We start from the raw sequence: 18,102 nt of genomic DNA, 5'->3' as shown, positions 1-18,102 counted from the left end.
TGATCCTGAGTCCAAGCCGTTATCGCTCGCCGCCGCCAAAGCGGTACACCAGCTGCACCTCGGCCATGGAATCCGTGGTGGAGGCACTGGTGCTGTGGAAGGCACGCCACTGTCCCTGCAGTGCCCAGTTGCGATGCCAGCGCCAGTGCAGTCCGGCCCCGCCGTTCACCTGGAAGGTTTTCCTGTCCCTGTCCTGCTCCCACATGGTCTCGCCCACCCCACCAATGAGGTAGGGGCGCAGCGCCTGTTCCGCCATAAAGTAGTACTGGGCATCCAGGCTGTAGTTCTCGTAGGTCAGCTGCTTGCCACTGCCCTTCTCATCCAGGTCCCCTCGGGCGTAGCTCAGCCGGGTGGAGAAGCTCGGGGTAAAATAGAGCCCCAGGGTCATCACCGCCGCCGGGCCGGCCTTGACGCCCCACTTGCTGTCCGGCTCCACCCAGGTGGTCCCCAGAGTCAGGCCGACGATGCCGGTGTCCACCGGATCGTCGCTGGGCATATAGCCGGTTTTCGGGGGCCTCATCCCCTCGTCGCCGCCGCCGAAACGGTACCTGAGCTGCAACTGCACCTGGGTGTCGGTGCCGCCATCGGCCATGGTGAGCTCATTGAGGGTCACATAACCTGTACCCGCCTTGATCAGCTGGCGTCCCACCAGGTTATTGATGCCCCGGCCGATGCTGTCCACCGGATCCAGGAAAAACAGCGCGGTGCTGCCCCAGCCCTCGGACCCCCACACCTTACCGCCGTTGGCCCAGATCTCCTGCTCCTTGTTGAAAGCCCACTCACCGTAGACCCAGCCCAGTACCGGGGTGACCACCAGATCCTGAATCGCCGGGATCTCGGCAAAGGCCTCCAGGCCATACTCCCAGTAAAAGGTGGACATCAGGAAGGAGTAGACGAAGGCGTCCCACTGGCGGTAGCCGGATTTGCGGGCCACCTGATAGTAGACCCCGCCAAAATAGGGGTGGCCTATGTAGTTGATGTACCAGACATCCCGATCCCAGACCGGGCCGTCGGAGACGTTGTCCCACCACTTGTCGAACAGGCCGATGTCGTCCCGCTCCCAGTTGGAGATGTCCTCCGGCAGCAGGGCGATAAAGCCGGCCACCCCCACGCCGTAAGCGGCCACCGATTTGGTCTGAGACCAGAGACGCGCCTTGTCCTCTCCATTGGGGGCACTGAACAGGGAGACGGCATAGGGATTGTCATACACATCGGGCGTCAGGGATAGTTCCTCCCAGCGGCTGTTGGTGATGGGGCTGCGCTCCACCTCCTCACCGGCCCAGGCGCCCCCCGCCAGCATCAACGCCAGCGCCACTGTACAAAGTCTCATCTCTCATCCTCTCCCTGGCCAAAATGAAGCTGATTGTAGGTTCTTTATCAGTACCTTAGCTGAACGAACCAAGGTTTATTCCCACAACGCTCTTCGAGGCATCCAGGTCAACCCTATCCGGTTGCCGTATTGCCCCAATTAATGAGTATAATCCCTGAACAGTTCGAATAAAGAGTAACACCTTGAAAATCCTGATTATCGAAGATGAGCCCGCCATCGCCGACACCCTGGTTCATGTGCTGGAGATGGAGGGGTTTGACACCCTGTGGCACACCACTGCCCGACAGGGGCTGGCCGTCATAGAGCAGGGCGCCGCAGATCTGGTGGTTCTGGACGTCGGGCTGCCGGACATGAGTGGTTTTGAGCTGTGCAAACAGATCCGCTCCTTTTCCTCCCTGCCCATTATCTTCCTCACCGCACGCGGCGATGAGATAGACAGGGTGGTGGGCCTGGAGATCGGTGCCGACGATTACGTCACCAAACCCTTCAGCCCCAGAGAAGTGCTGGCCAGGGTCAAACTCAGGTTACGGGCCAGGCCCCAGCCGGACCAGGCTGAAGTACCCACTGACCTGCGCCCGGAGAACTACGACTACTGGGTGCGGCAGCAGCCGCTTGGCCTGACCACGGTGGAGTATCGCATCCTCCACAAGCTGGTTGAGTCGGTCGAGCGGGTGCTGAGTCGTGAGCAGTTGATGGACGCGGCGCAGATGCCCGCGGAGGCGGCCTACGAGCGCAACATCGACTCCCACATCAAGGCGATTCGTGCCAAGCTCAAACCCTTTGGCCTGCAGGGGCGAGTTCGCACCAAGCGGGGCTTTGGCTACCTCTACAGCATCCGGAATGAACAATGATGACCCCCTGTAAGGCAAACCGATGAGACGCTGGCCAAAGATTCCCCTGGGCCTGCGCCTGTTTCTGCTGTTTCTGTTGCCGGTGGCCCTTACCGGCTACCTGGTCACCAAGTCGGTGATCCAGGAGCTCAAACCCACGGTGCGCCAGGTCACCGAAGAGACCCTGGTGGACGTGGCCAACCTGCTGGCGGTGCTGGCGGCGGAGGAGATGAGCAAAGGCGAGCTGAGCCAGAGCCGCTTTGCCGAGCTGATCGCCGCTTACGGCCTGCGCCAGCCCAAGGCCCGAATCTGGGAGTTTGGCAAGAAGTCCATCAGCCACCGCATCTATGTCACCGATGGCACGGGTCAGGTGATCGCCGACTCCTGGCAACAGGACATCGGTGCCGACTTCTCCCGGTGGAATGACGTCTATCTGACGTTGCGGGGGCAATATGGCGCCCGCAGCACCGCCCTGGATCCGGACGATCCCCTGTCCACCGTGATGCATGTGGCCGCCCCCATCTACCAGGGCAAGGAGATCATCGGCAGCGTTACCGTGGCCAAGGCCAACCGGTCGGTTCAGCCCTTCATCGACCTGTCCAAGCGCAAGGTGCTGATCTGGCTGGTGCTGATGACCACACTGGTGCTGCTGGCCGGGGCTCTGGTCTCCTGGCGCATCAACACCGCCCTGAGCCGGCTGGAGCAGTACGCCCAGCAGATGGGCCGCGGAGAAAAAGCCACCAAGCCCAGCTTTCGGATGTTCTTCGAGTTCGCAGCCCTGAGCAATGCCCTGGAGACCCTGCGCAACCAGCTCGATGGTAAGCAGTATGTGGAGGAGTATGTTCAGACCCTGACCCATGAGCTCAAAAGCCCACTGTCCGCCATCCGCGGTGCCGGAGAGATTCTGCAGTCCCCCCTGCCGGAAGCGAAACGGCTGAAGTTTGCCGGCAACATCGAGCGGGAAAGCACCCGGATGCAGCAACTGGTGGAGAGGCTGCTGGAACTGGCTAAGCTCGAAGCCATGCCCCAGCTGGACCAGCGCCAGACTCTGGCGCTCGGTGAGCTGCTCGAGCCTGTGATTCAGGGCGCCTCGGCTCGACTCGAGCAGGGGCAGCTGAACCTCGACGTCGATATACCGGACGATGCCCGATTGCGAGGCGATCCCTTCCTGCTGCGCCAGGCACTGTTCAATCTGATGGACAACGCCCTGGAGTTTGTTCCCCGGGGTGGCCAGCTGCAGTGGCAGGCCACACGGCAACCACACTCATGGCGAGTCTCGCTGTTCAACCAGGGGCCGGCCATCCCCGACTATGCCCTGCCCAGGCTGACTGAGCGCTTCTACTCCCTGCCCAGGGAGCATGGGCAGAAGAGCACCGGCCTGGGGCTGAACTTTGTCGCCCAGGTGGCCAAGCTTCATGACGCCGGTTTGATCATCGAGAATGTGCAGGGGGGCGTCCGGGTCAGCCTGGATTTGCCAACTCCATAAACTCTCCACATTGGCTCCACTCTCTCTCCAACTTCCCTCGATAAGCTGGAAAAAAACAAGGAGAGCAGAGATGAAACACCTCTTTAAAAACGACATCAGCACCAAATTTGGCTACATAGTGCTGCTGTTTGTCCTGCTGCAGATCCCCCTGAACCTGATCAGTGGCATCTCCAGCGAACGAGCCCAGCGACAGCAGCAGGTACGAGACGAAATCGCCAACAGCAGCGCCGGGGAACAGCAATTGATGGGGCCCCTGGTCCACATCCGTTACCTGGACCCCAAGGAGCGGGACTCTCGCGGCCGCCCCTTAAGCAAACAGAAACTGATTCTGCCCAAACGCTTCCAGCTGGATGCGCAGATGCTCACCCATGAAAGATACCGGGGGATCTACACCGCCCGCCTCTATCAGGCCGAGACCCAGATTCAGGGGCAGTTCGATCTCTCCTGGCTAAACACCCTGGCAAATGATGAGATACAGTCCGTGTCTATGGTGATGGCCATCAGCGACAGCCGCGGCATCGGCGATCTCAGCCCCCTGAACCTGGCCGGGCAGGAGCTGGCCCTGAAACCGGGAACCGGCCTAAGATCCTGGCCTCAGGGGATAGGGGCCGAACTGCCTCTGGCCACGCTGGACATCACCCAGCCGGTTCCTTTCTCATTGAACCTGACTCTGGGCGGAATGGAATCCCTGAAGGTCACGCCTGTGGGTGAGCTCTCTTCCCTGAGCCTCAGCTCCCCCTGGCCACACCCAAGCTTCGTCGGCGACTACCTGCCGGTGGCCTCCTCGGTCGATGACACCGGCTTTACCGCCCAGTGGAAGACCAACAACTTCTCCACCAACATCGAACCTCTGATGCTGAATTGCCTGGAGAACACCGGCCAGTGCAGCGGCTTGAACGGGAGGCAAATGGGGGTAAGACTGATCGATCCTGTGGACCACTACCTGAAATCCCACCGGGCCATCAACTACGCCGTGCTGGTCATCGCCCTGGTGTTCGCCACCTTCTTCCTGCTGGAGCTGCTGCAATCCCGACCCATCCACCCCATCCAATACAGCTTCGTGGGGCTGGCCCTGGCGCTGTTTTATCTGCTGCTGCTCTCCCTGAGCGAGCACATAGGGTTCAACCTGGCATATGCGGCGGCCTCTCTGGCCTCGACCGTCCTGCTGGGCAGCTATGTGGCCGGCATTCTGGGCAACCGCCAGGGTCGCCTGTTCTCATTCTGCCTGGTGCTGCTCTACGCCCTGCTGTTTGGCTTGCTTCAGGCGGAAAGCTACGCCCTGCTGATGGGCTCCATACTCTGCTTTGCAGTATTGAGCCTGCTGATGATGATGACCCGCAACGTCAACTGGTATGGCAAAACCGCCTCTGCGGCCAACCAGGGAGACTGAGACAACAAAGCCGCCCATTGGGGCGGCTTTGCTTGCCCTGGTGGGCTAGAGAATGGGGGTCATCTCCAAACCCACACCAATGCGGTTGGTGCGGACGTTGTAGTCGATGAGGCTCTCCCCATAGCCATAGAAGTACTGCACGTATCCACGCACCTTGTTGCCTATGGGGAAACTCCAGCCCAGCTCCACCGCACCGCGGTTCTCATCGAAGTCCAGGTTGTTGCGGAACAGGCCACTGAAGGTGTGGTCATGGTACTTGTAGACCACCCCCAGCTCGCCGTAGCCCATATAATCCAGGATGTCCGGGTTGTCATCGCCCTTGGAATCTTCGGGCGACTCCTTCTCATCCTCGGGCAGCCGGTACCAGGTACTAGCCAGCACGGTCCACTCATCCTTCTCAAACACCAGGGAGCCGATGATCCGGTTCCAGGAGCGGCTCTTGTCTCCATTCTGGCCATTGGACTGATGGTTGATCCCCAGCACCCAGAACGGCACCTGCCAGTCGCCCACCTGCCAGTCGACACTCTGTACCCAGAACAGCTCGGGTTCATGATTGGTTTCCCTGAAGGGCGCAGAATAATCGCTGTTGTACGCCTGCCACCAACTCTGATTGGTGTAGGCGAAAAACAGCCGGCCACTGTCATCCAGCAGAGGCACAGTCAGAGGCATCTTGAAGCTGAACTGGAACTTCATCTCCGCGTGCTGCAGGGGCAACTCATCCGGGTCGAACGGCGCCTGGTTTGGCGTCTGGTTGAAGGTAAATGGCAGCACATAGTTGTTTTTATGGGCGGTCAGACTGAAGTCAGAGGCGTTGCTGATCCGCTCCTCGGCGATCCGATGCTCCAGGGCACTGTCATGAAGCTCACGCTCTGGATTCAGCTGTTCCTCACAGATCACCCTAAGCTCGGCAACGGTCACATCACCAACGGCTTCTTTCACCGCCTTCAATAAACAGGCGTCCATATCGGTCATCTGCGGGGCCGCCGCCAGCATCAGCAGGGATAGCATGACATTTCCTTTGTAAACTCAGTTCATTAACCCCTATGGTACCAGATGTTGACCCCAGGACCAGGCGCAAAAAAGCCGCCTGACGGCGGCTTTCGACAGCAAAACCGGCTTAGGCCTTGAGGTCTTTCACCAGTCCCTCAATCACCGTCGCCTGCTGGGCAATGCGCTCCACGTTGGAGGCACTGTCGCGGATCATCCCCACCACTTCATGGGACTGGGCCCGCACCCGCTCCAGGCTGGCGGCGATCTCTGCGGCCACGCTGCCCTGCTGAGTGGCCGCAGCGGCAATCTCGGCACTGCGATCGGAGATGGTAACATTCAGACCGCTGATCTGCTCAATCTCACCGTGGACGGCGGACATCAGTTCCTGGCTCTGGTGGGCATTGCTCACCGTGCTCTCGGTCACCTGCAACAGCCCCTTGCTGTGGTTCTGCAACCCTTCCACCATTCCCTGAATTTCCACGGTTGCCTGCTGGGTGCTGCTGGCCAGGGTACGCACCTCATCGGCCACCACCGCAAAGCCCCGCCCCTGCTCGCCGGCACGGGCGGCCTCGATGGCCGCGTTCAGGGCCAACAAGTTAGTCTGTTCACTGATGGCGTTGATGGTGGTCAGCACCTTGCCAATCTCCACCGTGCTGGCATCCAGATCGGTCACGGCGCGTTGGGCCTGTTCAATCTCCCTGGCCAGGCTGGCGATGGCGCCGCGGGTCTGGTCCACCTTCTGCTGGCCCTGGTTGGAGGCCTGAGCCGCGTCCTGGGTCAGGGTGGAGGAGTCTTCTGAGTGTGCGGCCACTTCGCGGATGGAGGCTTCCATCTCGACGCTGGCACCGGCCAGACCATCGATCTGAGACTGCTGATCCTCCGCCAATACCTCGGACTGCTGACTCATGGCGGCCAGTTCATTGCCGATGCTGGTCAACAGGGACGCGGCGTTCTTCATCTCCAGCACCAGTTGCTGCTCCCGCTCGGTCACCTTATCTATGGTGATCGCCAACAGGCTGAACTCATCCCGCACCGGGAAGTAGTTAAGACGCTGAACCAGATCGCCGTCTGCCAAGTTATTCAACGCCTTATAGGTACTGAACATGGCGCCGCCAATAAAGGTCATGATGTAGTAGCTGGTCATCAGGCTCAGCAGCAACAGCGCCCCCAGCAGGGTCCACTGCCAACCCGCCACCTGACTGAGCAAGCCGGAGTCGGACGGGGCCACCACCTGGTAGTTGTTGCCCTGCCCCTCGACCTTCAGACCACTCTGTTGCAGCAGAGTCCGGGCCTGGTCGGCAGGGATGGAGCCCGCATTCAGCAGTTTGGACACCAGTTGTTGTTGTTGCAGGCTATCCAGTTTCTGTGACTGGTTGGATTGGTGGGTCAGGACCCAGCCGGCAAACAACAGGGTAATCAGGGGAAGCAGGAACAGGAGGTAAAATTTCTCTCTCAGGTTCAGGTGGATAAGCCATTTATCCACCCAACGGAAGGCAACTTCTTTCATTCCGACCACTCTCAGAATTCGACTAAGAAACAGACCAGCAAGAGACACAAATGCGCATATACCGATCCCCTAAACCCGCCCAGTATATAACGTCGCTGTTACAAGAAAAGCCCGACCTGTATCTAATTTAATTTCTTTGTTGTATTTCAGTTACTTTCCCGAAAGGTTCGGCCCAATCTTTCGATCCACCAGTCGATGGCTCCCTTGATCCCGGCCATGGGGTCCACCAAATTGTTCAGATCCTTGTCCCCCTGACGCCGATCGATGGCCGCCACCAGGGGCTCTCCGGTGGCTCCGTCTCGCACCAGCAACTCCACCGTGCCCTCGCCCACATTGGTGTGTTCCCCGGTGACTACCTTGGACAGGGTCGAGATCCCCAGGCCCACAGGCAGCAGGGTGCTGGTGACCGCCAGTATGGGGTTGGGGGTCTCAATGTTGGTCAGGGCCAGACTCAGCCTCAGGGTCTGGGCATCGGCCTCCTCCACCTGGGTAAAACGCCCTTCGAGGCCCTTGAGCAGGGACTGGGTCAGATACTCGGTCAATTCGGCCACTTGTTCCTCATCCAGGGGATAGTTTTCATCCACCACGACCCAGACCTGATCAAGCTTGATCTTGTTGTATTTTTTCAGCTTTTCTCTGAATGTTTCCTTTGAATTGATCCCTTTACCAGCCCAGACCAGATCGACGCCACCTGGCGGTCCGGGGCGAAAATCATCGAACCCCTGGAACAGTGCATGACCATTATTTTCGGGGGTTGCGGCACAACCCAGAAGGATTGTGGTCAATAGCATAGGAAGGATCCGTTTCATGGAGTCACCGTAGACAGATAGAGAAGAACTGCAATTTAACTTAATTTAAGAGAGCAGTGAAACTTAAATGACTATTTTGGTGCTGTTTGAACACAACCTGAGGCTGGACGACAATCCGCTGCTGGCCCGGGCCGCCCAACTCGGCGGTCAGATGCTGTGTGTCTCCCTGGGAGACCCTCTGGGTCAACCCGGCCCCTTTGGCCTGAGCAGGATTGGGCGTCAACGTCAACACTTTCTGCATCAGGCTCGCCAGGAGCTGCATGGGGCATTGACGACACTGGGGCAACAACTGGTGCTGATTCGGCAACCTGTGATTCCCGCCCTGTCCCGGCTGATAGAGCGCCATAGGGTCACGCACCTGCTGAGAGAGCGCCCCCTGGCCAGCAACGAACAGGCACTGAGCCGACTGCTGGCCCGCCATCACCCGAATCTTCAACTGGAACACCTTGATGGCCATACCCTGTTTGATCTGGAGCAGCTCCCCTTCGACATCGAGCAGTTGCCCTCCAGTTACAGCATCTTTCGCCGAGCCATGCTCACCATCGAGGTGAAGCCCCCCCTTGCTGTTCCCCAGGCATTGCCTGACGCACCGCCGGAGGTCACCCCCTGGCCCCACATCCGCGAGCACAGGGCCCGCCCCTTTATTGGCGGCGAATCCCAGGGGCAGAGACAACTGGCACACTACCTGGATGGGCCGGCCCCGGGGCATTACAAGGAGACCCGCAACGATCTGGAGGGGTGGCAGAACTCCGCCAAATGGTCTCCCTGGCTGGCCGCCGGCTGCCTGTCACCCAGGCGCATCTGGCAGGCCCTGCGCCATTACGAACAGAGCTGGGGAGCCAACGACTCCACCGAGTGGCTGAAACGGGAGCTGCTGTGGCGCGAGTATTTCCAGTGGTACGCCCTGAAATGGGGCCACAAACTGTTCCGCCTCAAGGGGATCGGTGAACGGCGGCCACTCACCAGCTTCTACCCCAGCCGATTCCTTCAGTGGTGTCAGGGCACCACTCCCTACCCTCTGGTCAATGCCTGCATGCATGAGCTCAACGAGACCGGCTACCTCTCCAACCGTGGCCGGCAGCTGGTGGCCAGCGCCCTGGTCAATGAGCTGCAACTGGACTGGCGCTGCGGCGCGGCCTACTTCGAGCAGCAACTGATCGATTACGACGTCGGCAGCAACTGGGGTAACTGGCAATACATCGCCGGCGTCGGCGCCGATCCCCGGGGAGGACGCCATTTCAATTTGGAGAAACAGAGTCAGATGCATGACCCACAGGGGCGTTACATCCACAAATGGCGGGGAGACTGTCAGGTGGCGCTGGAGGAGAGTCACGTTGACTGGCCAGAGGAGACACCATGACACCCACGCTCAGGCTGATCCTCGGGGATCAACTCAATACCCACCACTCCTGGTTCCAGCAGGTGGAGCCCAACTGCCTCTACCTGCTGGCGGAGCTGAAACAGGAAACCGGCTACGTCCGTCATCACATCCAAAAGGTGGCGGCCATCTTCCTGGCCATGGAGGCCTTTGCCCGTCACCTCAAGGCCCAGGGTCATCAGGTGCTGCACCTGACTCTGGACGACACCCAGAGATTTGACACCCTGCCCCAGTTACTGATGCACCACTGTGCCCTCCATGAGGTCTCCAGGCTGCAGTACCAGACTCCCGATGAGTTTCGCCTGGAGCAGCAACTGGCCCAGATGCGCCTGCCGGGGATAGAGGTGGAATCGGTGGAGAGCGAGCACTTTCTTCTGCCCAGAAGCGCCATAGCCGACTACTTTCCGGCGGATCGCCCGCTGAAGATGGAAACCTTCTACCGCCGGATGCGACGAGAGCAGCGCCTGTTGATGGACGGGGACAAGCCCCAGGGCGGCCAGTGGAACTTTGACGCCCGCAACCGCAATCCCATCAGCGACATGGAAGCCCTGGCGGTGCCCAGCCCCTGCCTGTTTGCCAATGACTGTCACTCCACCCTGGCACGCCTAAAGCGGCACGGCGTCGACACCCTGGGACACTGCCCTGAGCAGCTGATCTGGCCAGTAACCCGGCTGCAGTCGCTGCAGCAACTCCAGCATTTCTGCCGCTACCTGCTGCCCCACTTCGGGCAGTTTCAGGACGCCCTGACGGAAACCGGCCCCCATGCCTGGACCCTGTATCACGCCAGGCTCTCCTTTGCCCTCAACACCAAGATGCTGCACCCCATGGAGGTGATCCGCGCCGCCATCGCCGCCCATGAGCACCACCCACAGGAGATCGGTCTGGCTCAGGTGGAGGGGTTCGTCCGTCAGATCCTCGGCTGGCGCGAGTATGTCAGGGGGATCTACTGGAGCCGCATGCCAGACTATGAACGGCTCAATAGCCTGGATGCCACCCGCTCCCTGCCCGCCTGGTTCTGGAACGGGGACACCCGGATGCGCTGCCTGTCTCAGGCCATAGGCCAGTCACTGAATTACGGCTATGCCCACCACATTCAGCGACTGATGGTCACCGGCACCTTCTGCCTGCTGGCGGGCATCGACCCGGACGAGGTGGACCGGTGGTACCTGGGGATCTATGTCGATGCCTTCCAGTGGGTGGAACTGCCCAATACCCGGGGGATGAGCCAGTACGCCGATGGTGGGGTGCTGGCCACCAAGCCCTACGCCGCCAGTGCCAACTATCTCAATAAGATGGGCAACCATTGCCGCCAGTGTGCCTACGATCCCAAGGCCAAGGTGGGGGACAACGCCTGCCCCTACAACAGCCTCTACTGGCACTTCATCAACCGCCACAGCGACCGCTTCGCTCACCACCCCAGGATGGGAATGATCTACCGACACTGGTTCGGCATGGACCCACAGCAGCAGGAAGCGGTACTGGCTCAGGCGGAGCAGTACTTAGGCAACCTTGAGGATCTCTGAAGAGCTGTAGAGCGACAGGCAGGCCAGATCATCGATGGTGAGCTGGTCCCGATAATGGGTCACCACCGCCCGCAGGTAGTGGTTGGGCACCGTTGAGGCGTGCTTCAGTCCATAGAGGTGTGACAGCTGGGTCTGAGTCTTCTGTGCCAGGGCGCTGCAGGGGATGCCGCGCTTGGTCAGTATCTTGAAAAAAGCCCGTCCGTTCATGGTTGGTGTGTCCAGGAGAATTATCGAAAACGGTGGCATTATGGTGCCCCTGTGTGACACGCCCGTAGCAGAAATAAGACCATTGCTGTCACAAACCCAGCTACTGACTCACGCCGAGCAAAAGCCCATGGCAGATAGATTCTCAGCTCCATGCATCAGCCATAAAAAAAACCCGGCACAGGCCGGGTTTCTCTTTGCTCAGGCAGCGGCTTACCGTTCCCAGTAGGCCTCTTCCAGGCTGTCCTCACGCTCAGGCAGCGCCCGGGACAGACGCGGAGAGTGCTGAGCCAGCACCTCGTAGCTCACCCGGTTGGCGTACTTGCAGATCTGAGAGAAGGAGGAGTAACACAGCCCGTCATAACGATGCTTGCTGGAGGTGGGCAGGTTCTTCTTGTGATAGAAGTTGGCCGCCATGTCGTGCAGCAGGGCAGACAGGGCGCCGTCACCGGCACCGTTGGTGTTGCGGATCTTCTCCGGGCCACCCATGAAGGGAGCGATGTGGGAGAACACCTTCAGCGGCTGCTCACAGTCCTCTTTGCGCATGGGGCGGGAGAACTCGTACTGGTTGAACTCGGGGATGGAGCCCGGCAGCAGGGTGTGGCTGGTGGGGCGCTTCACCTCGTCGCTGGAGTAACCCGCCATGTAGAGGCCGGCAGGACCCGCGGTGCACAGCACCAGATCACACCACTCCAGGGTCTGATCACAGGCCAGCAGGATGTCCCGCTTACCGGTCAGGGCTTCCGCCTCCTCCTCGTTCATCGCCAGCACGTCCACATGGTCGTTGATGAACTCCTGCCACCACTGAGGATCCTCTTCAATCAGGAAGCGGGTACCCAGAGTCAGCACCACAGGCACGCCCGCCTCTTTGGCGTAGGCGATGGCGGTCATGGCGGCGTCGGTAATGGGGTCGTCGCCGGCACGCATCAGGTAGGCGGTCAACACCAGGGCGGCACCGCTTTGCACCAGGGTCTTATCGATGAACCCCGGGGTCAGCTTATCCATGGCGCCCTTGGAGATGGCGAAGGTACGCTCACCGCACTGGCTGATCAGGGTAAAACAACGACCGATGGGGCCGTCCACCGGCTCCAGGTGGTTCAAGTCCACCCGGCTGGAGGTGGCGCTCAGGTAGCGGTAGGCGTAACTGCCAATCAGAATATTGCGGCTCATCACCCCAAACAGCACCGAGCGGTCATCCGCCAGGGTGGAGTAGTTGTGCAGGGTATTGCCGATGGTGCCACCGGCGAACTCGTTGGTGACCAGCGCCTTGCCCTTGAGCTCCTCGTAGAGCGCGTGAGCGGCGGCGTCGTCGATCAGCATGGAGTTGCCTTTGCGCAGTCCGTGGCGGGCGATAAAGTCGTCGTCGACCTTGGCTTCGATGTCCACCAGGGTCTGGTCGATGCCGGTAATGTGGATGTTCTTGGGACGAATGACCGGATTCAGTTCATTGGTCAGCGGATCACGGGCATCAACTGGAAAATAGTGCTTTGACTTGCGTTGGCCAGGGAATTTCATTGGGCGGTAACCATGGCAGAAAAGGAGCGAAACGTCCTTGCTAGTGTAGACCCCGCCTTGCGTCATTGCGCTCCCTGGCGGGGTGACCCTGCCGGACCCGTTACGGGCCCGGATTGGCGCGGGATTCTAGCAGTTGCCGGTGGGGATTACCAGCTCTGCATCTCGGCCTGGATCAACTCAGACATCATCTGGATGTGATCCGGCTCCGCATTGAGACAGGGGATAAACTGATACGCCTTGCCGCCCGCCTCCATAAACTCCTCTTTGCCCTCGATGGCGATCTCCTCCAGGGTCTCGAGACAGTCGACGGAGAAGGCCGGGGTGATGATGTCGATGGCGGTCACCCCCTGCTTGGGCAGGGCTTCCAGGGTCTCGTCTGTGTAGGGGGTCAGCCACTCCTCCTTGCCAAAGCGGCTCTGGAAACAGGCCATCCACTGCCCCGGGGACAACCCAAGGCGCTCGGCCACCAGCTCGGCGGTGCGCAGGCACTGGCTCTGGTAGATGTCGCCCTCATCGACGAAGCGTTTGGGCACGCCGTGGAAGGAGAGCAGCAGCTTCTGGCCGCGGCCCTTCTTGTTCCAGTGAGCCTGAATGCTGCCGGCCAGGGCACTGATGTAGGCCGGATGGTCATGGTAGTCGCGCACCAGGCGGGTGTGGGGAATGGTGCGCATCTTGGCAAACTCCGCCGCCAGGCCGTCGAACACCGCGCCTGTGGTGGAGCAGGAGTACTGGGGAAACAGCGGCAGCACCACCACCTTGTCACACCCTTGAGCCTTGAGGCTCTCCAGACCATCGCTGAGGGAGGGAGAGCCATAGGTCATCCCCAGGGCCACCGGCACCTTAACGCCCATGTCCTGCTCCAGCCTGGCTTCCAGAGCCTTCTGCTGCTCCAGGGAGATCACCATCAGCGGCGAGCCCTGCTCCTGCCACACGGACTGATAGGCTTTGGCCACTTTCTTGGGGCGGAAGGTCAGCACGATACCGTTGAGAATGGGCCACCACTGCCAGCGAGGCAGATCCACCACTCGGGGGTCGCTGAGAAACTGCTTGAGGAAGGCGCGAACCGCGCTGGGAGTCGGGGCTTCGGGTGTCCCCAGGTTAACCAGCAGAACGCCGGTAGTGCTCTTGTCCATCGATGAAACCTATCCAAAATTGGCCTGTCGCCAGTATACGTGAGACTGCAGAGTTTGGTTTAACAATTGCCTGAATAGACAACGAAAAAAGCCCGCTGTTCGCGGGCTTTTCGAAAAGAATCACATTTTGACGCTGAGTCTTTGGCGCTTAGGCCAGCAGCTCGGCGATCTGACCGGACACTGCGGCCACGGCCTGGGTGCCGTCCAGCTTGTGGTACTTGTTCAGGCCCTGCTCGGCAGCGGCGCTGTAGTAGCTCACCAGAGGCTTGGTCTGCTCGTGGTATACCGCCAGGCGCTTGCGCACAGTGGCTTCTTCGTCGTCGGCACGGATCACCAGCTCTTCGCCGGTTACGTCATCCTTGCCTTCCGCCTTGGGCGGGTTGTACACCACGTGGTACACGCGGCCGGAACCGGGGTGCACGCGGCGACCGCTCATGCGCTCTACGATCACCTCGTCGGCAACGTCGAACTCAATCACATGATCCACGCTGATGCCGGCGTCCTTCATGGCGTCGGCCTGAGGCAGGGTGCGGGGGAAACCATCCAGCAGGAAGCCGTTTACACAGTCTTCCTGTGCAATACGCTCCTTAACCAGACCGATGATGATCTCATCGGAAACCAGTTGACCTGCGTCCATCACCTTCTTGGCTTCCAGACCCAGAGGGGTACCAGCCTTGATGGCCGCTCGCAGCATGTCACCGGTGGAGATCTGGGGAATCCCATATTTCTCCATAATGAATTGGGCTTGAGTTCCCTTTCCGGCGCCCGGCGCTCCCAACAGGATAATGCGCATTCGACAGTCCTCTCACTATTTCTCTTGACTTCTGATCCGGCGATCTTGGCACAGCCCAAGGTGGATGTGAAGGGCAGTTAAGGTAGACTTTTGGTTAATTCAGCGCGATCTAGTTCACTGATGCTCAAAATTCATTAACTTTCATGCCATAACCGCACTGGCAATCAGTGGTAGGGTTATTATTAGGGGCAAATCTCAGGGACTGTTTCTCTTTACTGGGCAATTTTACGCCTCACCAAAGAACAACAGACCCTAATAAGCCGAGCATAGGCTCGGCTTCACGATTTTGACGGTTTTGCAGCACTAATACAACAGGCTGTACAATTTTCTGCGGTATTGATTGGCCACAGGGTCGCCCTGCCCCAATGCGTTGACTATGTCCATGAAAACTCGCCGGGCTTCGCCGTCGGCGGCGGTCATGTTGCCCTTGAGCAGGGCAAACAGCGCCTCCAGAGACTCCTCCTGACGGCCCGCCTGATTCAGGGCCACCGCCAGCTCCACCACCACCTCTGGCTGATCCGGGTTGGCTTCGAGCTTGGACTGCAATGCCCGGATCTCCGGGGTGTCCGCCGCCTGCTGAGCCAGCTCCAGTTGAGCCATCAGCACCCGGTACTGGCTGTCCTGATCCGCCATGGGAATGGTCTCGAGCAGCACTTCCGCTTCGCCGGGACGCCCCAACTGCAGATAGGCTTCCGCCAGGGCCAGCTTGACCTCGCTGTTCTCCTCCAGAGCCAGGGCATCGCGCAGCAGAGGCAAAGCCTCATCCCACAGTTTTTGCTCTGCCAGAGCCTTGGCCTGCTCCAGTTTCAGCTGCCACAACTTGGGCAGGTGCTTCTCCAGCATCTGCTCCACCATGGCGTCCGGCTGGGGGCCGGCGAAGCCGTCGACGCTCTGGCCCTTGCTGAGCACCAGCACCGTGGGCAGCGCCTGAATGCGGAAATAGCCCGCCAGCTCCATCTGAGTATCACAGTTGACGTTGGCCAGGATGAACTGGCCGGCGCGCTCGGTGGCCAGACGGGTCAGCAGGGCGGTCACCGGCTGGCACTCTGGCGCCTGTTCAGAGAAGAAGTTCAGCACCACAGGGCGGTCCATGGACTGGTCCACCAACTGCTGAATGTTCTGGGCGTTCGCTTCGAGGATCTGTGCTTGCTGTTGCATATAGGGTCCTGTGGGGCCGGAGGCTGGCTCCGGCCCGGGTTAGGGTATTACTTGGACAGTTCCAGCCACAGGCTGTTCATCTGGGCCACGAACTGGGAGGGATCCTCCAGGCTGCCGCGCTCCGCCAGCATCGCCTGGGACAGCAGCAGTTCGGCCCACTTGCCAAAACGCTCCTCATCCTGCTCCTGCTCCAGCTTGGCCACCAGGGGGTGCTCCAGGTTCAGTTCGAACACCGGCTTCACCTCCGGTACCTCCTGGCCCATCGCCTTCATCATCTTCACCATCTGACTGGACATATCCTGATCAGAGGTCACGATGCAGGAGGGGGAATCGGTCAGGCGCTGGGAGACTTTCACCTCCTTCACCTTGTCACCCAGAGACTCCTGGAAACGGGTCAGCAGCGCTTGGTGCTCCTGGGCCTGCTTCTCGGCCTCGGCCTTCTCCTCGTCGGACTCAGGCAGCTGCAGGTCACCCTGGGTGACGGAGACGAACTGCTTGCCGTCAAACTCGGTCAGGTGGCTCATCAGCCACTCATCGATGCGCTCGGACATCAGCAGCACTTCGATGCCCTTCTTACGCAGCAGCTCCAGGTGGGGGCTGTTCTTGGCCGCCTGGTAGCTGTCGGCAACGATGTAGTAGACCTTCTCCTGGCCTTCGATGGCGCGGCTCAGGTACTCCTCCAGGGAGACGGTCTCGGCGCTGGTGTCGTTGTGAGTCGAGGCAAAGCGCAGCAACTTGGCGATCTTCTCCTTGTTGCCCTGGTCCTCGGCCGGGCCCTCTTTCAGCACGTTACCGAACTCGCCCCAGAACTTCTGGTACTTCTCGGCATCGTTGGAGGCCATACGCTCCAGCATGGTCAGCACCCGCTTGGTCAGGGCGCTGCGCAGGCTCTGGGTTACCTTGTTGTCCTGCAGAATCTCACGGGAGACGTTCAGCGGCAGGTCATTGGAATCGAGCAGGCCTTTGACGAAACGCAGGTACTGAGGCATAAACTGCTCGGCGTCGTCCATGATGAACACCCGCTGCACGTAGAGCTTCAGTCCCTGCTGACGCTCACGGTTCCACAGGTCAAAGGGGGCACGGCCAGGGATGTACAGCAGAGAGGTGTACTCCTGCTTACCCTCAACCTTGTTGTGTACCCAGGCCAGGGGATCCTCAAAGTCGTGGGCGACGTGCTTGTAGAACTCCTGATACTCCTCCTCGGAAATATCGGACTTGTTGCGGGTCCACAGGGCGGTGGCCTTGTTCACCCCGCTCCACTGGCCCTCGGTGGCGGGGATGGTCTCGCCATCCTGCTCACGCTCAGGCTCGCCCTCCTGCCACATCTCCACCGGGATGGAGATGTGATCAGAGTATTTACCGATGATGGACTTCAGGCGCCACTCATCCAGGAACTCCTTCTCCTCATCCCGCAGGTGCAGGATGATGTCAGTACCGCGCTGGGCCTTCTCGATGTTGGCCACGGTGAAGTCACCCTCACCGGCGGACTCCCACTGGACACCGGCGTCGGCATCGAAGCCCGCGGCGCGGGAGCGAACGGTCACCCTGTCGGCCACGATAAAGGCGGAGTAGAAACCCACGCCGAACTGGCCAATCAACTGGGAGTCTTTGGCGGCGTCTCCGGAGAGCTGGGAGAAGAAGTCGGCGGTGCCGGATTTGGCGATGGTGCCCAGGTGCTCAATCACCTCGTCGCGGGTCATGCCGATGCCGTTGTCGCTGATGGTCAGGGTACCGGCATCGGTGTCGACGCTCAGGCGAACCCGCAGTTCGCCGTCGCCCTGATACAGGTCGGCGTCGGACAGGGCGCGGTAGCGCAGTTTATCGGCGGCGTCGGCGGCGTTGGACACCAGCTCGCGCAAGAAGATTTCCTTGTTGGAATACAGAGAGTGGGTCATCAGCTTCAGAAGCTGGGACACTTCGGTCTGAAAACCATGGGTTTCCTGTTGCACGGACATGCTCTATTTCTCCTGGCAGTCTAAGTTGAATCTGTTCTCTTTCTCAGATGGGGTCGCCCTCAATGATTTCAACCACTCACAGAAGAATTTTAGGGTGTGTT

At 60.0% G+C, this 18,102-nt stretch carries 15 protein-coding genes; 5 read left to right on the top strand and 10 right to left on the bottom strand.

Features of this window, described 5'->3' with window-relative positions; all coding sequences use genetic code 11:
* Nucleotides 1-19: 19 nt before the first annotated feature.
* Entirely contained in the window at nucleotides 20-1,330 is a 1,311-nt protein-coding gene (locus QUE41_RS06245; protein ID WP_286342022.1) for a DUF3943 domain-containing protein, read from the bottom strand.
* A 182-nt stretch (nucleotides 1,331-1,512) separates the two neighbouring features.
* Here QUE41_RS06245 and QUE41_RS06240 point away from each other — a divergent pair, with 182 nt between their 5' ends.
* From QUE41_RS06240 to creD, 3 genes are all read left to right on the top strand, one after another.
* Nucleotides 1,513-2,181 (top strand): response regulator, encoded by a 669-nt coding sequence (locus QUE41_RS06240; RefSeq protein WP_286342021.1) that lies wholly within the window; start codon nucleotides 1,513-1,515, stop codon nucleotides 2,179-2,181.
* Between the two features lie 22 nt (nucleotides 2,182-2,203).
* On the top strand, nucleotides 2,204-3,646 hold the full coding sequence (creC, locus tag QUE41_RS06235; RefSeq protein WP_286342020.1) for a two-component system sensor histidine kinase CreC: 1,443 nt from the start codon (nucleotides 2,204-2,206) through the stop codon (nucleotides 3,644-3,646).
* 70 nt (nucleotides 3,647-3,716) lie between these two features.
* Nucleotides 3,717-5,036 carry a cell envelope integrity protein CreD gene (gene creD / locus QUE41_RS06230; protein WP_286342019.1) on the top strand — a complete coding sequence of 440 codons (1,320 nt, stop codon included), beginning with the start codon at nucleotides 3,717-3,719 and terminating at the stop codon, nucleotides 5,034-5,036.
* A 45-nt stretch (nucleotides 5,037-5,081) separates the two neighbouring features.
* Here the strand turns inward: creD and QUE41_RS06225 are convergent, their stop codons facing one another.
* From QUE41_RS06225 to QUE41_RS06215, 3 genes are all read right to left on the bottom strand, one after another.
* Entirely contained in the window at nucleotides 5,082-6,044 is a 963-nt protein-coding gene (locus tag QUE41_RS06225; RefSeq protein ID WP_286342018.1) for a phospholipase A, read from the bottom strand.
* 109 nt (nucleotides 6,045-6,153) lie between these two features.
* Nucleotides 6,154-7,533, bottom strand: a complete 1,380-nt coding sequence (locus tag QUE41_RS06220) for a methyl-accepting chemotaxis protein (protein WP_286342017.1) — start codon at nucleotides 7,531-7,533, stop codon at nucleotides 6,154-6,156.
* Nucleotides 7,534-7,679: 146 nt separating this feature from the next.
* On the bottom strand, nucleotides 7,680-8,324 hold the full coding sequence (locus tag QUE41_RS06215; protein ID WP_286342016.1) for a DUF3313 domain-containing protein: 645 nt from the start codon (nucleotides 8,322-8,324) through the stop codon (nucleotides 7,680-7,682).
* An 85-nt stretch (nucleotides 8,325-8,409) separates the two neighbouring features.
* Here QUE41_RS06215 and QUE41_RS06210 point away from each other — a divergent pair, with 85 nt between their 5' ends.
* Both QUE41_RS06210 and QUE41_RS06205 read left to right on the top strand, forming a co-directional pair.
* Nucleotides 8,410-9,702, top strand: coding sequence for a DASH family cryptochrome (locus QUE41_RS06210; protein ID WP_286342015.1), 1,293 nt, complete (start codon nucleotides 8,410-8,412; stop codon nucleotides 9,700-9,702).
* On the top strand, nucleotides 9,699-11,243 hold the full coding sequence (locus tag QUE41_RS06205) for a cryptochrome/photolyase family protein (protein ID WP_286342014.1): 1,545 nt from the start codon (nucleotides 9,699-9,701) through the stop codon (nucleotides 11,241-11,243). Before QUE41_RS06210 ends, QUE41_RS06205 begins: the two co-directional genes overlap by 4 nt.
* On the opposite strand, the gene QUE41_RS06200 is transcribed toward QUE41_RS06205, so the two are convergent.
* From QUE41_RS06200 to htpG, 6 genes are all read right to left on the bottom strand, one after another.
* Entirely contained in the window at nucleotides 11,220-11,450 is a 231-nt protein-coding gene (locus QUE41_RS06200) for a hypothetical protein (RefSeq protein ID WP_286342013.1), read from the bottom strand. The genes QUE41_RS06205 and QUE41_RS06200 overlap by 24 nt on opposite strands.
* Before the next feature lie 210 nt (nucleotides 11,451-11,660).
* On the bottom strand, nucleotides 11,661-12,962 hold the full coding sequence (locus QUE41_RS06195; RefSeq protein ID WP_286342012.1) for an inosine/guanosine kinase: 1,302 nt from the start codon (nucleotides 12,960-12,962) through the stop codon (nucleotides 11,661-11,663).
* 146 nt (nucleotides 12,963-13,108) lie between these two features.
* Nucleotides 13,109-14,095: a ferrochelatase gene (gene hemH / locus QUE41_RS06190; protein WP_286342011.1), complete on the bottom strand. Its 987-nt coding sequence runs from the start codon at nucleotides 14,093-14,095 to the stop codon at nucleotides 13,109-13,111.
* Between the two features lie 148 nt (nucleotides 14,096-14,243).
* Nucleotides 14,244-14,888 carry an adenylate kinase gene (gene adk / locus QUE41_RS06185; protein ID WP_286342010.1) on the bottom strand — a complete coding sequence of 215 codons (645 nt, stop codon included), beginning with the start codon at nucleotides 14,886-14,888 and terminating at the stop codon, nucleotides 14,244-14,246.
* A gap of 303 nt (nucleotides 14,889-15,191) precedes the next feature.
* The gene (locus QUE41_RS06180) at nucleotides 15,192-16,046 is read right to left on the bottom strand and encodes a tetratricopeptide repeat protein (RefSeq protein ID WP_286342009.1); all 855 of its coding nucleotides are present in this window, start codon (nucleotides 16,044-16,046) and stop codon (nucleotides 15,192-15,194) included.
* A gap of 47 nt (nucleotides 16,047-16,093) precedes the next feature.
* Entirely contained in the window at nucleotides 16,094-18,001 is a 1,908-nt protein-coding gene (gene htpG / locus QUE41_RS06175) for a molecular chaperone HtpG (protein WP_286342008.1), read from the bottom strand.
* Nucleotides 18,002-18,102: the final 101 nt, after the last annotated feature.

The organism is Ferrimonas sp. YFM (assembly GCF_030296015.1).
Lineage (GTDB): Bacteria > Pseudomonadota > Gammaproteobacteria > Enterobacterales > Shewanellaceae > Ferrimonas.
Note: the sequence above shows the minus strand (reverse complement) of the source record. Positions and strands in the feature narration are given on the sequence as shown.

Bases quoted from the DNA above. Each gene is read 5' to 3' on its own strand.
- adk (WP_286342010.1), bottom strand. From the start codon at position 14,888: ATGCGCATTATCCTGTTGGGAGCGCCGGGCGCCGGAAAGGGAACTCAA.
- QUE41_RS06225 (WP_286342018.1), bottom strand. From the start codon at position 6,044: ATGCTATCCCTGCTGATGCTGGCGGCGGCCCCGCAGATGACCGATATG.
- QUE41_RS06180 (WP_286342009.1), bottom strand. From the start codon at position 16,046: ATGCAACAGCAAGCACAGATCCTCGAAGCGAACGCCCAGAACATTCAG.
- QUE41_RS06210 (WP_286342015.1), top strand. From the start codon at position 8,410: ATGACTATTTTGGTGCTGTTTGAACACAACCTGAGGCTGGACGACAAT.
- QUE41_RS06220 (WP_286342017.1), bottom strand. From the start codon at position 7,533: ATGAAAGAAGTTGCCTTCCGTTGGGTGGATAAATGGCTTATCCACCTG.
- htpG (WP_286342008.1), bottom strand. From the start codon at position 18,001: ATGTCCGTGCAACAGGAAACCCATGGTTTTCAGACCGAAGTGTCCCAG.
- QUE41_RS06195 (WP_286342012.1), bottom strand. From the start codon at position 12,962: ATGAAATTCCCTGGCCAACGCAAGTCAAAGCACTATTTTCCAGTTGAT.
- QUE41_RS06205 (WP_286342014.1), top strand. From the start codon at position 9,699: ATGACACCCACGCTCAGGCTGATCCTCGGGGATCAACTCAATACCCAC.
- QUE41_RS06215 (WP_286342016.1), bottom strand. From the start codon at position 8,324: ATGCTATTGACCACAATCCTTCTGGGTTGTGCCGCAACCCCCGAAAAT.
- QUE41_RS06200 (WP_286342013.1), bottom strand. From the start codon at position 11,450: ATGAACGGACGGGCTTTTTTCAAGATACTGACCAAGCGCGGCATCCCC.
- hemH (WP_286342011.1), bottom strand. From the start codon at position 14,095: ATGGACAAGAGCACTACCGGCGTTCTGCTGGTTAACCTGGGGACACCC.
- QUE41_RS06245 (WP_286342022.1), bottom strand. From the start codon at position 1,330: ATGAGACTTTGTACAGTGGCGCTGGCGTTGATGCTGGCGGGGGGCGCC.
- creC (WP_286342020.1), top strand. From the start codon at position 2,204: ATGAGACGCTGGCCAAAGATTCCCCTGGGCCTGCGCCTGTTTCTGCTG.
- creD (WP_286342019.1), top strand. From the start codon at position 3,717: ATGAAACACCTCTTTAAAAACGACATCAGCACCAAATTTGGCTACATA.